Source organism: Blastococcus sp. HT6-30 (assembly GCF_039729015.1).
Classification (GTDB): domain Bacteria; phylum Actinomycetota; class Actinomycetes; order Mycobacteriales; family Geodermatophilaceae; genus Blastococcus.
The window spans coordinates 1,216,855-1,229,811 of record NZ_CP155792.1; the positions used below are offsets into that span (position 1 = coordinate 1,216,855).

At 73.3% G+C, this 12,957-nt stretch carries 11 protein-coding genes; 8 read left to right on the forward strand and 3 right to left on the reverse strand.

Features of this window, described 5'->3' with window-relative positions:
* Positions 1-54 precede the first annotated feature (54 nt).
* Entirely contained in the window at positions 55-2,640 is a 2,586-nt protein-coding gene (gene valS, locus ABC795_RS05840) for a valine--tRNA ligase (RefSeq protein ID WP_347059983.1), read from the reverse strand.
* Positions 2,641-2,682: 42 nt separating this feature from the next.
* Between valS and ABC795_RS05845 the strand changes: the two genes are divergently transcribed.
* From ABC795_RS05845 to ndk, 3 genes are read left to right on the forward strand one after another with little or no spacing between them, the layout of a single operon-like run.
* Positions 2,683-4,038, forward strand: coding sequence for a folylpolyglutamate synthase/dihydrofolate synthase family protein (locus tag ABC795_RS05845; protein ID WP_347059984.1), 1,356 nt, complete (start codon positions 2,683-2,685; stop codon positions 4,036-4,038).
* Positions 4,035-4,442 carry a DUF4233 domain-containing protein gene (locus tag ABC795_RS05850; RefSeq protein WP_347059985.1) on the forward strand — a complete coding sequence of 136 codons (408 nt, stop codon included), beginning with the start codon at positions 4,035-4,037 and terminating at the stop codon, positions 4,440-4,442. The genes ABC795_RS05845 and ABC795_RS05850 overlap by 4 nt, the downstream gene beginning before the upstream one ends.
* Before the next feature lie 11 nt (positions 4,443-4,453).
* Positions 4,454-4,864 carry a nucleoside-diphosphate kinase gene (ndk, locus tag ABC795_RS05855; RefSeq protein WP_347059986.1) on the forward strand — a complete coding sequence of 137 codons (411 nt, stop codon included), beginning with the start codon at positions 4,454-4,456 and terminating at the stop codon, positions 4,862-4,864.
* Between the two features lie 58 nt (positions 4,865-4,922).
* On the opposite strand, the gene ABC795_RS05860 is transcribed toward ndk, so the two are convergent.
* Both ABC795_RS05860 and ABC795_RS05865 read right to left on the reverse strand, forming a co-directional pair.
* Positions 4,923-5,435: a hypothetical protein gene (locus ABC795_RS05860; protein ID WP_347059987.1), complete on the reverse strand. Its 513-nt coding sequence runs from the start codon at positions 5,433-5,435 to the stop codon at positions 4,923-4,925.
* Positions 5,432-5,698 carry a helix-turn-helix transcriptional regulator gene (locus ABC795_RS05865; RefSeq protein ID WP_347059988.1) on the reverse strand — a complete coding sequence of 89 codons (267 nt, stop codon included), beginning with the start codon at positions 5,696-5,698 and terminating at the stop codon, positions 5,432-5,434. Before ABC795_RS05865 ends, ABC795_RS05860 begins: the two co-directional genes overlap by 4 nt.
* 163 nt (positions 5,699-5,861) lie before the next feature.
* Between ABC795_RS05865 and ABC795_RS05870 the strand changes: the two genes are divergently transcribed.
* From ABC795_RS05870 to rpmA, 5 genes are all read left to right on the forward strand, one after another.
* Entirely contained in the window at positions 5,862-7,784 is a 1,923-nt protein-coding gene (locus ABC795_RS05870) for a TIGR03960 family B12-binding radical SAM protein (protein WP_347059989.1), read from the forward strand.
* Positions 7,784-8,551, forward strand: a complete 768-nt coding sequence (locus ABC795_RS05875) for a TIGR03936 family radical SAM-associated protein (protein ID WP_347059990.1) — start codon at positions 7,784-7,786, stop codon at positions 8,549-8,551. The genes ABC795_RS05870 and ABC795_RS05875 overlap by 1 nt, the downstream gene beginning before the upstream one ends.
* Before the next feature lie 319 nt (positions 8,552-8,870).
* Positions 8,871-12,089 carry an Rne/Rng family ribonuclease gene (locus ABC795_RS05880; protein WP_347059991.1) on the forward strand — a complete coding sequence of 1,073 codons (3,219 nt, stop codon included), beginning with the start codon at positions 8,871-8,873 and terminating at the stop codon, positions 12,087-12,089.
* Positions 12,090-12,303: 214 nt separating this feature from the next.
* A complete protein-coding gene (gene rplU, locus ABC795_RS05885) occupies positions 12,304-12,615 on the forward strand; it encodes a 50S ribosomal protein L21 (RefSeq protein ID WP_026855855.1) in 312 nt (103 codons plus the stop codon).
* Positions 12,616-12,622: 7 nt separating this feature from the next.
* Positions 12,623-12,880, forward strand: a complete 258-nt coding sequence (gene rpmA, locus ABC795_RS05890) for a 50S ribosomal protein L27 (protein ID WP_347059992.1) — start codon at positions 12,623-12,625, stop codon at positions 12,878-12,880.
* The last annotated feature ends 77 nt before the right edge of the window (positions 12,881-12,957 follow it).

Genomic DNA, 12,957 nt, shown 5'->3' on the forward strand with positions numbered 1-12,957 from the left:
GGGCGCGCCCCCGGCCGGGGAGCGCGCCCTCGGCGCACATCGCTCAGGCCGGGCTCAGGCGTCGACGGCCTCGGCGAGGACGACATCGACGGTCAGCGGGCCCTCGCCGGCCACGATCGACAGCTCGGCGATCCGGCCGGCGTCGACCAGGTCCGGCCGGGCCGCCTCCAGCGCCGCGACCTGCTCCGCCGGCGCGGTGACGGTGGCCGTCTCGACGTCGGCCCGCATCGACTGCTTGGCGTCGGACTTCGCCTTGCGCACCCCGGCCAGCGCGGCGGCGGCGATCGAGACGACCGCCGGGTCACCGCCGGTGGGCAGCTCCGCCGCCGTCGGCCACAGCGCCCGGTGCACCGAGCCGGTCTGCCACCAGGACCAGACCTCCTCGGTGACGAAGGGCAGCACCGGCGCGAACAGCCGCAGCTGCACCGACAGGGCGAGGGCCAGCGCGGCCTGGGCCGACGCCGCGGCCGGGCCGTCGCCGTAGGCCCGCGACTTCACCAGCTCGACGTAGTCGTCGCAGAACGACCAGAAGAACGTCTCGGTGACCTCGAGGGCGCGGGTGTAGTTGTAGGACTCCATCGCCGCCGTCGCCTCGTCGACCATCCTGGCCAGGGAGGCCAGCAGCGCGCGGTCGATCGGCTCGGTGACCTGGTCGACGGTGTGCGCGGCGGAGGCGCCGGAGCCGAGGGCGAACTTGCCGACGTTGAGGATCTTCATGGCCAGCCGCCGGCCGACCTTCATCTGCGCCTCGTCGAAGGGCGAGTCCGCGCCCGGCCGGGCGCCGGCCGCGCGCCAGCGCACCGCGTCGGTGCCGTACCGCTCGAGGACGTCGATCGGCGTGGTCGCGTTCCCCTTGGACTTGGACATCTTCTTGCGGTCCGGGTCGACCACGAAGCCGGAGATCGTGGCGTGCGTCCAGGGCACGGTGCCGTGCTCGAAATGCGCCCGGACGACCGTGGAGAACAGCCAGGTGCGGATGATGTCGTGCGCCTGCGGCCGCTGGTCCATCGGGAAGACCTTGGCGAACAGCTCCGGGTCGGTGTCCCAGCCCGAGGCCACCTGCGGCGACAGCGACGACGTCGCCCAGGTGTCCATGACGTCGGGGTCGGCCATGAACCCGCCGGGCTTGCCCCGCTGGTCCTCGGTGAAGCCCTCGGGCACGTCGGACGACGGGTCGACCGGCAGCGCCGACTCGGGCGCCAGGATCGGCTCGTCGTGGATCGGCTCGCCGGCCTCGTCCAGCCGGTACCAGACCGGGAACGGGACGCCGAAGAACCGCTGGCGGCTGATCAGCCAGTCACCGTTGAGGCCCTCGACCCAGTTGTCGTAGCGGTGCCGCATGTGCTCGGGCACCCACTGGATCTCGCGGCCCCGCGCGAGGAGGGCATCGCGCAGGTCGGCGTCCCGGCCGCCGTTGCGGATGTACCACTGGCGCGTGGTGACGATCTCCAGCGGGCGCTCGCCCTTCTCGAAGAACTTCACCGGGTGGGTGATCGGCTTGGGCTCGGCCTCGAGGTCGCCGGACTCCCGCAGCATCTCCACGATCCGCTGCTGGGCGCTGAACACGGTCTTGCCGGCCAGCTCGGCGTAGGGCTCCGCGGGGACGTCGGCCGGCGGGTCGGCCAGGATCCGGCCGTCCCAGCCGACGATCGCCCGGGTCGGCAGCTGCAGCTCACGCCACCAGGTGACGTCGTTGAGGTCACCGAAGGTGCAGATCATCGCGATGCCCGAGCCCTTGTCCGGCTCGGCGAGGCGGTGGGCGACCACCGGCACCTCGACGTCGAACAGCGGCGTGCGCACCGTCTTCCCGAACAGCGGCTGGTAGCGCGCGTCGTCGGGGTGGGCGACCAGTGCGACGCAGGCCGGCAGCAGCTCCGGGCGCGTGGTCTCGATGAAGACCGCGCCCTCCGGGCCGGCGAACCCGATCCGGTGGTAGGCGCCGGGGCGCTCGCGGTCCTCGAGCTCGGCCTGGGCGACGGCGGTGCGGAAGGTGACGTCCCAGAGGGTCGGCGCCTCCTGCGCGTAGGCCTCACCGCGGGCGAGGTTGTGCAGGAACATCCGCTGCGCGGTGGCCCGCGAGGTCTCCGAGATCGTCCGGTAGACGTTGGTCCAGTCCACCGACAGGCCCATGCGCCGCCACAGCTTCTCGAACTCCGCCTCGTCGGACTCCGTCAGCTGCATGCACAGCTCCACGAAGTTGCGCCGGGAGATCGGGAGCTGGTTCTTCTCCGGCTTGGCCGGCGGCTCGAACGAGGGGTCGTAGGGCAGCGCGGGGTCGCAGCGCACGCCGTAGTAGTTCTGCACCCGGCGCTCGGTCGGCAGCCCGTTGTCGTCCCACCCCATCGGGTAGAAGACGTGCTTGCCGCGCATCCGCTGGTAGCGGGCGACGATGTCGGTGTGGGTGTAGCTGAACACGTGGCCCACGTGCAGCGAGCCGCTGGCGGTCGGCGGAGGGGTGTCGATCGACCAGATCTGCTCGCGCGGCGCCTGCAGCGCGGCCTCGCGGTCGAAGCCGTAGGTGTCCTCGGAGGCCCATCGGGCGACCCATTTGTCCTCGAGGCCGTCGATCGACGGCTTCTCCGGTACGCCGACGGCGGCTCCCGGCGTCGCGCTGTCCGGGGTGCGGGAGTCGGTGACCATGTACCTCATCCTAGGAAGTGCGCGGCTGGCATCCTGAGCAGGATGAGCAACGGCAGCACCGGTGACATGGCCCGGGTCGAGAACGAGCTGCTGGCCCGCTGGCCGGAGAGCCGCCTGGAGCCCTCGCTCACCCGCATCAGCGCGCTGGTCGACCTGCTCGGGTCGCCGCAGCGGGCCATGCCGGTCATCCAGGTGGCGGGCACGAACGGCAAGACGACGACGGCGCGGATGATCGACGAGCTGCTGCGCGGTTTCGGCCTGCGCGTCGGCCGGTTCACCAGCCCGCACCTGCAGTCCATCCGGGAGCGGATCGTGCTCGACGGCGAGCCGGTCAGCGCCGAGCGCTTCGTCGAGACCTACGACGACATCGCGCCCTACGTGCAGATGGTCGACGCCGCCGGCGAGATCCCGATGAGCTTCTTCGAGGTCATGGTCGGCATGGCCTACGCGCTGTTCGCCGACGCGCCGGTCGACGTCGCGGTGATCGAGGTCGGGATGGGCGGCACCTGGGACGCGACCAACGTGGCCGACGCGCGGGTCGCCGTCGTGACGCCGGTGGCGCTGGACCACGCCGAGTACCTCGGCCCCGACGTCGGCACGATCGCCGGCGAGAAGGCCGGGATCATCAAGGGTGACGCGATCGCCGTGCTCGCCCACCAGGAACCGGCCGCGCTGGACGCGCTGGTCCGCCGGGCCGTGGAGGCCGACGCCGTCGTCGCCCGCGAGGGCACCGAGTTCGGCGTGCTGGAGCGGACGGTCGCCGTCGGCGGTCAGCAGGTCCGTCTGCAGGGCCTGGGCGGCGAGTACCAGGAGGTCTTCCTCCCGCTGTTCGGTGCTCACCAGGCGCAGAACGCCGTGACGGCACTGGCCGCGGTCGAGGCGTTCCTCGGCGCGGGCTCCGCCACCGGGCCGATCGAGCAGGACACCGTCCGCGCCGCGTTCGCCGCCGTCCGCTCGCCGGGCCGGCTCGAGCGGGTGCGCACCAGCCCGGCGGTGCTCGTGGACGCCGCGCACAACCCGGCCGGCATGAGCGCGACCGTGGCGGCGCTGCGCGAGTCCTTCGACTTCACCCGCCTGGTCGGGGTGGTCGGCGTCGTCCACGGCAAGGACGTCGGAGGGATGCTCGCCGAGCTGGAGCAGGTCTGCGCGGAGCTCGTCGTCACCCAGAACGGCTCGCCGCGGGCGATGCCCGCCGACGAGCTGGGTGCGCTCGCCGTCGACGTCTTCGGCGCCGACCGGGTGAGCGTCTCGCCCCGGCTGGACGAGGCGATCACGGAGGCGATCGCGCTGGCCGAGGCGGGTCCGGACGACGCCCTCGGCGGCTCGGGCGTGTTCGTAACCGGCAGCGTGATCACCGCGGGCGAGGCCCGCACCCTGCTGTCGCGGGGTTCGCGGTGACCGCTCCTGACCCGGCGCGTGCGGCGCGGGCACTGGGCGGGGCCGCGGCCGGGATCCTGGTGATGGAGGGCATCGCGGTCCTGTTCGTGCCCCGCGGCATCGCCCAGACCGAGGCGGGGCTGGGCGGCGGCCGGCTGGCGGTCCTGCTCGTCCTCTCCCTGGTCCTGATCCTTGCCAGCGGGATCCAGCGCCGGGAGCGGGGCCTGCTCATCGGCACCGTGCTGCAGGTGCCCCTGCTGCTCACCGGGCTGTTCACCAGCGCCATGTGGTTCGTGGGGGGCGCCTTCCTGCTCATCTGGGCCTATCTGCTGCAGGTCCGCAAGCAGCTGCTGGGGAGCCCCTTCGGACCCGTGGCGGCGCCGGACCGGGCCGACGGCGACGGCGACCCGGCGGCCACCCCGTAGGCTCCCGGCCCGTGACCGAACGCACTCTCGTCCTCGTCAAGCCCGACGGCGTCTCCCGCGGCCTGGTCGGCGAGGTGATCACCCGGCTCGAGCGCAAGGGCCTGCGCCTGGTGGCCGCCGAGCTGCGCACCCTGACCGCCGAGGTCGCCGAGACCCACTACGCCGAGCACCGCGAGCGGCCGTTCTTCGCCGACCTCGTGCAGTTCATCACCAGCGGCCCGCTGATGGCCCTGGTCGTCGAGGGGCCCCGCGCCATCGAGGCGTTCCGCGCCCTGGCCGGCGCCACCGACCCGGTGAAGGCCGGCCCCGGCACCGTCCGCGGCGACTTCGCCCTCGAGGTGCAGAACAACATCGTGCACGGCTCCGACTCGCCGGAGTCGGCCGCGCGCGAGGTGGAGCTCTTCTTCCCCCACCTCGGCTAGCGGTTCGCTGCTCGTGGGGGCCCCCTCGCGGGGGCCCGCCACGAGGGGGCGAGTGGCGTCAGAGGTCGGCGTCGGCGTCGACCGGCTCGTCCGGGGCGGTCCACGCCAGGTGCCAGTAGGCGAGCAGCCCGGCGGTGAGCCACAGCAGGAACCCGAAGCAGAGCGCCGGCGGGACGTGGCCGCTCAGCGCGACGATCGTGACCGCGCCGGTCCAGGCGGCGAAGTGCAGCGCCGTCGCCGGCCAGGCCACCGTCACGAAGGAGTGGTCACGCAACCGCTGCTGGTGCTCGTCGAGCGACCGGCTGCTGCGGTCGAAGACGCCGCGGATCCCCGCGTTGAGCACCGAGTGCAGCGGGATGAACCCGAGCATCCCCGCCGTCCAGGCGCCGAAGAACCACGTCGTCCAGCCCTCTCTCGTCGTGGCGCTGGCCAGCGTGGCCATGACGAGCAGGACGATGAGCGCCACCTGCGCGAGGACCGCGCGACGGCGCACGCGTCGGGTGCGCGCCCAGGCCCACCGCCGGTCGTCCAAGGTGCGGGCCAGGTAGGTCTGGTCGGGAGAGATGCTCATGACGTCCTCCTGAGGAGCTCCTCGCTGAGCGAAGGCAGCGGGTCGAGCGAGAACACCGCTTCGACGGGCAGGTCGAAGAATCGGGCGATCCGCAGGGCCAGGGCCAGCGACGGGCTGTACTCACCGCGCTCCACGTAGCCGATCGTCTGGGGGTGGACCCCGACGGCCTCCGCGAGCTCTTTCCGGCTGACGCCGCGGTCGGCGCGGAGCACGGCGATGCGGTCGTGCACCCTGTCCGCCTCGGACTTCGGCTGTCGTCCCACACGACGAACCATAGCATTAATACTGCAATGTCGCCCAGTCCGTCGACGTCCCGGCTCACCTGGTGTGGTGCTGGCTCACCGGCGGAGCTGAGCCACGATCCGGATCGATCAGGACACCTGATCACCATGGGGTGGTCGCGGGGGCGGCTACCCTGGACCGGTCATGACTGGTGAGACTCTGTACCCCCGCCTCGAACCGCTGCTGGCCCAGATCCAGAAGCCGATCCAGTACGTCGGGGGTGAGCTCAACGCCCAGGTGAAGCCGTGGGAGTCCGCGGACGTGCACTGGGCGCTCATGTACCCCGACGCCTACGAGGTGGGCCTGCCCAACCAGGGCCTGATGATCCTGTACGAGGTGCTCAACGAGCGCCCCGACGCCCTGGCCGAGCGCACCTACGCCGTCTGGCCCGACCTCGCCGCGCTCATGCGCGAGCACGGCGTCGGCCAGTTCACCGTCGACGGCCACCGGGCCGTGCGCGACTTCGACCTGCTCGGCGTCAGCTTCGCCACGGAGCTGGGCTACACCAACCTGCTCGAGGCCCTCGATCTCGCCGGTGTGCCGCTGCACGCCGTCGACCGGGACGAGACCCATCCGGTCGTCGTCGCCGGCGGGCACGCCGCGTTCAACCCCGAGCCGGTCAGCGACTTCGTCGACTGCGCCGTGCTCGGCGACGGCGAGCAGGTCGTCGGCGACATCACCGACGTCGTCAAGGCGTGGAAGGCCCAGGGCCGACCCGGTGGGCGCGTGGAGCTGCTGGCCCGCCTCGCCCGCGTCGACGGCGTCTACGTGCCCCGGTTCTACGCCGTCTCCTACGGTGCCGACGGCGCGATCGCCGCGGTCACCCGCACCCGCGACGACGTTCCGGCGAAGGTCGGCAAGCGCACCGTCATGGACCTCGACGAGTGGCCCTACCCGAAGCAGCCGCTGGTCCCGCTCGCCGAGAGCGTGCACGAGCGGATGAGCGTGGAGATCTTCCGCGGCTGCACCCGGGGCTGCCGTTTCTGCCAGGCCGGCATGATCACCCGCCCGGTGCGCGAGCGGACCATCACCGGCATCGGCTCGATGGTCGACGCCGGCCTCAAGGCGACCGGCTACGAGGAGGTCGGGCTGCTCTCGCTGTCCAGCGCCGACCACTCCGAGATCGGCCAGCTGGCCAAGGAGCTCGCCGACCGCTACGAGGGCACCAACACCGGCCTGAGCCTGCCGTCGACCCGCGTCGACGCCTTCAACGTCACGCTGGCCAACGAGCTGTCCCGCAACGGGCGGCGCAGCGGCCTGACCTTCGCCCCGGAGGGCGGCAGCGAGCGGATCCGCCGGGTGATCAACAAGACGGTGTCCAAGGAGGACCTCGTCCGTACGGTGACCACGGCGTACGCCAACGGCTGGACGCAGGTGAAGCTCTACTTCATGTGCGGTCTGCCGACGGAGACCGACGAGGACGTCCTGGAGATCGCCGAGCTCGCGGTCGAGGTCATCCGGGCCGGCCGCGAGGCCAGCGGCCGCAAGGACATCCGCTGCACCGTCTCCATCGGTGGTTTCGTGCCCAAGCCGCACACCCCGTTCCAGTGGGCGGGTCAGGCCAGCGCCGAGACGATCGACCACCGCCTCCGGGTGCTGCGCCAGGCGATCAACGCCGACCGCCGCATCGGCCGCTCCATCGGGCTGCGCTACCACGACGGCAAGCCGGGCGTCATCGAGGGGCTGCTGTCCCGCGGTGACCGCCGCGTCGGCCGGGTCATCGAGCGCGTGTGGCGCGAGGGCGGGAGGTTCGACGGCTGGAGCGAGCACTTCTCCTACGAGCGGTGGACGCAGGCGGCCGCCGAAGAGCTGGCCGCGTTCGGGGTGGACCTGGACTGGTTCACCACCCGCGAGCGCACCGAGCACGAGATCCTGCCCTGGGACCACCTGGACTCCGGGCTGGACAAGGAGTGGCTCTGGGAGGACTGGCAGGAGGCCCTCTCCGAGGAGGAGGTCGCCGACTGCCGGTGGACGCCCTGCTACGACTGCGGGGTGTGCCCGACCATGGGCACCGAGATCCAGATCGGCCCCACCGGCCGCAGCCTGCTCCCGCTCACCGTCGTCTGATGGCCCGCCAGCCCGAGGGCCCGCCCCCGCCGCCCACCGTGCAGAAGCTGCGCATCCGCTACGCCAAGCGGGGCCGGTTGCGCTTCGCGTCCCACCGCGACCTCGCGCGGGCCCTGGAGCGGGCGCTGCGCCGGGCGCAGGTGCCCATGGCGTTCTCGGCCGGGTTCAGCCCGCACCCGAAGATCTCCTACATCGGTGCCGCGCCCACCGGGGCGGCCAGCGAGGCGGAGTACCTGGAGATCGGGGTCGCGATCCGCTGCGACCCCGAGGCGGTGCGGGTCGCGCTGGACACCGCCCTGCCGCCCGACGTCGCCGTCCTCGAGGTCGTGGAGGCGCACGAGGGGACCGGCTCCCTGGCCGACCGCATCGACACCTCCGTCTGGCGCGTCGAGCTGCCCGGCGTGGCCCTCGCCGAGCTGCAGCCGGCCGTGGAGAAGTTCCTCGCCAGCGACGTCGTGACCGTCGCCAAGCGCACCAAGAACGGGCTCAAGGACATCGACGCCCGCCCCGCCGTGGCCGGCGCATCGGCTGCCGAAGAGGCAGGTTGTGCCATACTGCACATGGTCGTCCGGCAGGTGACGCCCGCTGTACGACCCGACGACGTGTTGGCCGCCCTGGCTGCCGTCGCCGACCTGCGCCCGCCGTTGCCCCCACGGGCCGTGCGTGAGGCGCAGGGCCGGCTCGACGACACCGGGACCGTGGCCGATCCGCTCGGACCCGACCGCGCGGCGCGCGCTCCCGTACCGGGAGAGCACGCAGCGGTCTGACCGACGGAGCCCCCCGGGGCCCGCGCGCCGTCGCAGCGACACGGCTGCCAGACGTGACGCACCCGCTCCAGGTCACCCCGACCCGGACGACGCAGACCACCGCACCACACGCTCCACCGCACCCGGCGTCACCGGGGGCGGGCACCACAGCAGTCCGGCTCCCCGCCGCGGCAACCGTCGCGCGGGAGCCGTCCACAGACTTCGCAGGGCGAGCCAGTCCGCCGTACCCAGCGCGGCGGCCCGCCCCGCCCCAACCCCGTGCTCCTGCGCGGCCGCCAGCACATGGCGCCCGGGAGCGCATGAGGAGGCGAGAGCCCTCGTGGCTGACACCGACCACCCGACCACCGAGCACGACGAGACCCAGGGGACCGAGGTCCCGCCGGGCACACCGCAGCCCGCCGAGGCGGAGGCGACCGGCATGCCGGCGACCCCCGACGCGGGAGCGCCCGCAGAGGGCGCCGAGCAGCCGGCCGAGGGCGCCGAGGAGCCGGCCGAGGGCGCCGACGACGCCGAGCCGGCCGCCGAGGCCCAGGCCGGACCCCCCGCGCCGGAGCCCGACCCCGAGGGGCACGAGGCCGACGAGCCCGCGCACTCCCCGTTCGGGGCGCAGTTCAGCTCCCCGGAGCCGACCGCCGTCGTCGCCCGCCCCCGCCGCCGGGCCACCCGGCCGGCCGGCGCGGCCGACCCCGGCTCGGTCGAGGCCGTTCCCCCCGCGCCCGCGGCACCGGTCCCCGCCTTCGTCAGCTTCATGGCGCCGCCGGTGGACGCGCCCCCGGCGCCGCGCCGGCGCAGCCGCCGCCCGGCGGAGTCGCCGGACCCCCAGGTGGTCGAGGACCGGAGCGCGGACAGCGACCGGAACGACAGCGCCGAGGAGGCGCCCCGCTCCCGCCGCGGCCGCTCCCGCCGCCGTCCGGCGGAGGAGCAGCCCGAGCCCGTCGAGATCGAGGCCGTCGAGGACGAGCAGCCCGAGGACGCCGACGAGCGCGACGACCCCGGCGAGGACCGCGACGACAGCGGCTCGTCGGCCAGCCGCCGACGCCGTCGCGGCCGCCGGGGGCGTGGTCGCGGCCGCAGCGGTGAGGACTCCGGCGACGCCGACGACGAGGACGCTCCCGAACCGTCGGGCGCCGACAGCGACGACGAGGACACCGACACTCCCGGGGAGCCGGTCGACAGCGACGACGAGGAGAACGAGGACGAGGGCTCGACCGGGTCGGGTACCCGGCGTCGCCGGCGTCGCCGTCGCCGCAGCGGTGGATCCGGGAGCGAGGACGCCTCTGACGACACCGACGACGACGACCGCCCCGAGCGGGCCGGCCGCAACGGCCGCAGCACCAGCGACGACGACGTCCGAGGCATCGCCGGCTCGACCCGGCTGGAGGCCAAGCGCCAGCGCCGCCGGGACGGCCGCGACACCGGCCGGCGCCGCACGCCGATCCTCACCGAGTCCGAGTTCCTCGCCCGCCGCGAGGCCGTCGACCGGAAGATGGTCATCCGCCAGCGGGGCGAGCGGACGCAGATCGCCGTCCTCGAGGACGACGTCCTCGTCGAGCACTACGTCACCCAGGCCTCGGCCACGTCGTTCGCCGGCAACGTCTACCTCGGCCGGGTGCAGAACGTGCTGCCCAGCATGGAGGCGGCGTTCGTCGACATCGGCAAGGGGCGCAATGCCGTCGTCTACGCCGGCGAGGTCAACTGGGACGCCGCCGGCCTCTCGGGCAAGCAGCGCTCCATCGAGCAGGCGTTCAAGTCCGGCGACAAGATCCTGGTGCAGGTCACCAAGGACCCGATCGGCCACAAGGGCGCCCGGCTGACCCAGCAGATCAACCTGCCCGGTCGCTTCCTGGTCTACGTGCCCGGTGGCTCGATGACCGGCATCAGCCGCAAGCTCCCCGACACCGAGCGGCAGCGGCTCAAGGACATCCTCAAGCGGATCGTCCCCGAGGACGCCGGCGTGATCATCCGGACCGCCGCGGAGGGCGCCTCGGAGGAGGAGCTCACCCGCGACGTCAACCGGCTCAAGGCGCAGTGGGACGTCATCAAGCAGAAGTCGGAGTCGACGTCGAACGCGCCGACGCTGCTCTACGGCGAGCCCGACCTGGCCATCCGGGTCATCCGGGACGTCTTCAACGAGGACTTCAAGGAGCTCGTGGTCCAGGGCGACGACGCGTGGGACACCGTCGAGGCCTACGTCGCGCACGTCTCCCCGGAGCTGAGCGAGCGGCTGACCCGCTACACCGGCCAGGGTGACGTCTTCCACGACCTGCGGATCGACGAGCAGCTGACCAAGGCGCTGGACCGCAAGGTGTGGCTGCCGTCGGGCGGCTCGCTGGTGATCGACCGGACCGAGGCCATGACCGTGGTCGACGTGAACACCGGGAAGTTCACCGGCTCGGGCGGCAACCTCGAGCAGACGGTCACGCGCAACAACATGGAGGCGGCCGAGGAGATCGTCCGCCAGCTCCGGCTGCGCGACATCGGCGGCATCATCGTCATCGACTTCATCGACATGGTGCTCGAGAGCAACCGCGACCTGGTGCTGCGCCGGCTCACCGAGTGCCTGGGCCGTGACCGCACCAAGCACCAGGTCGCCGAGGTGACCTCGCTGGGCCTGGTGCAGATGACCCGCAAGCGGGTCGGTCAGGGCCTGCTGGAGGTCTTCTCCGAGTCCTGCGAGCACTGCCGGGGCCGCGGCATCCTGGTGCACCTGGACCCGGTGGACGAGAAGCGCCGGGGCGGGGGCGGCTCGGGCGGCAACGCTCCCTCGGGGGGCAAGGACGCCGCCAAGGAGGCCGGGGCCGCGAAGGACGCCGGCAACGGGCGCAACCGCGGCAACGGCGGCGGCAGCAAGGACATCCCCGCCAAGGACGTCGCCGCCAAGGACGTCCCCGCCGAGGATGCACCGGCCGAGGAGGTGCCCCAGCCGGCCGTGGCCGACGCGCCCGCCGGAGACGGTCAGCCCGCCGAGGGTTCGCGCAGCGGGGGACGCCGCAGCCGTGGCCGCCGGAACCGCGGGCAGTCCGGGGAGGAGCGCGCGGCCGAGGACGCCGCCGTGCTCGCCGGCGCCCGCGCCGGCGACGAGGGCGATCCCGCGGGGGAGCCCGTGGCCGACGGCTCGGCCGAGACGGTGGAGGACGTCGCCGCCGTCCCAGCCGCTCCGGAGGCGGCTGCCGGGTCCGGGGATGCCGAGCCGCAGGACGTCGAGCCCACGCCCGCGCAGCGGGTCGACCCGCCGGTGCGGACGGTCGAGCCGCTGCCCGGGACCGCGCCGGTCCCCATGCCGACGGCGGAGATCGAGGCCGACGACGTGCTGCCGGCCGGTGAGGTCGCCGCGGTGGAGGCGCCGGAGCAGGACGTGACGCCGATCACCTCGCCCACGGCCGGCGTCGTCCCCGGTGTGGTGGCGCACGCCGCCGGTGCCGAGGCCGACGGTCAGCAGCCCGCGGAGCAGTCGGCCGGGAACGGGGAGCCGCCCGCGGCGACCACCCGGCCGCGTCGCCGCCGGGCCGCCAGCCGGCCGGCGGGTCCGCCCGCCTGATGGCCCCGTCCGGAGGCTCACCCCGAGCGTGCGAGGGGTGAGTGGGACGGGGTCCTTCAACTCGGGTACGCTGGACGGGTTGCTGCGCCACCGCGCAGGTGCCTCCGGGCGCCGCCGGGAGGGCGTGGGCAGCTCGTCCAAGCACCCGGCGCCCGCTCCGGTCGTGCGCGCCGGACACAGAGCTTGACGTGAAGAAGCGAACGAGGAGTCAGTGGTGTACGCAGTGGTGAAGGCCGGTGGCAGCCAGCACAAGGTGGCCGTGGGCGACACGTTCACGATCAACCGCCTGCAGGGTGCGGCGGGCGACACCGTCGCCCTCCCGGCCATCCTGCTGGTCGACGGCGACACCGTCACCAGCGACGCAGCGGCCCTGGCGAAGGTGACCGTGACCGGTGAGATCGTCGAGCACGGCAAGGGTCCGAAGATCCACATCCACAAGTTCAAGAACAAGACCGGCTACCACAAGCGGCAGGGGCACCGTCAGCCCCTGACCAGCGTCGTGGTCCGCGACATCTCGAAGGGCTGACGCCGACATGGCACACAAGAAGGGCGCTTCGTCCTCCCGCAACGGCCGCGACTCGAACGCGCAGCGCCTCGGCGTCAAGCGCTTCGGTGGCCAGGTCGTGAAGGCCGGCGAGATCATCGTCCGCCAGCGCGGGACCCACTTCCACCCGGGCCTCGGCGTCGGCCGCGGCGGCGACGACACGCTGTTCGCGCTCGCACCGGGCTCGGTCACCTTCGGTACGCGGCGGGGACGCAAGACGATCTCCATCACCGCCGTCGAGGCGTAACCACTCGTAGCAGTTCCGCTCACGAGCGCACGGGCCATCGGCCCGTGCGCTCGTGGCGCTTCAGCAGGTAGGAGTCG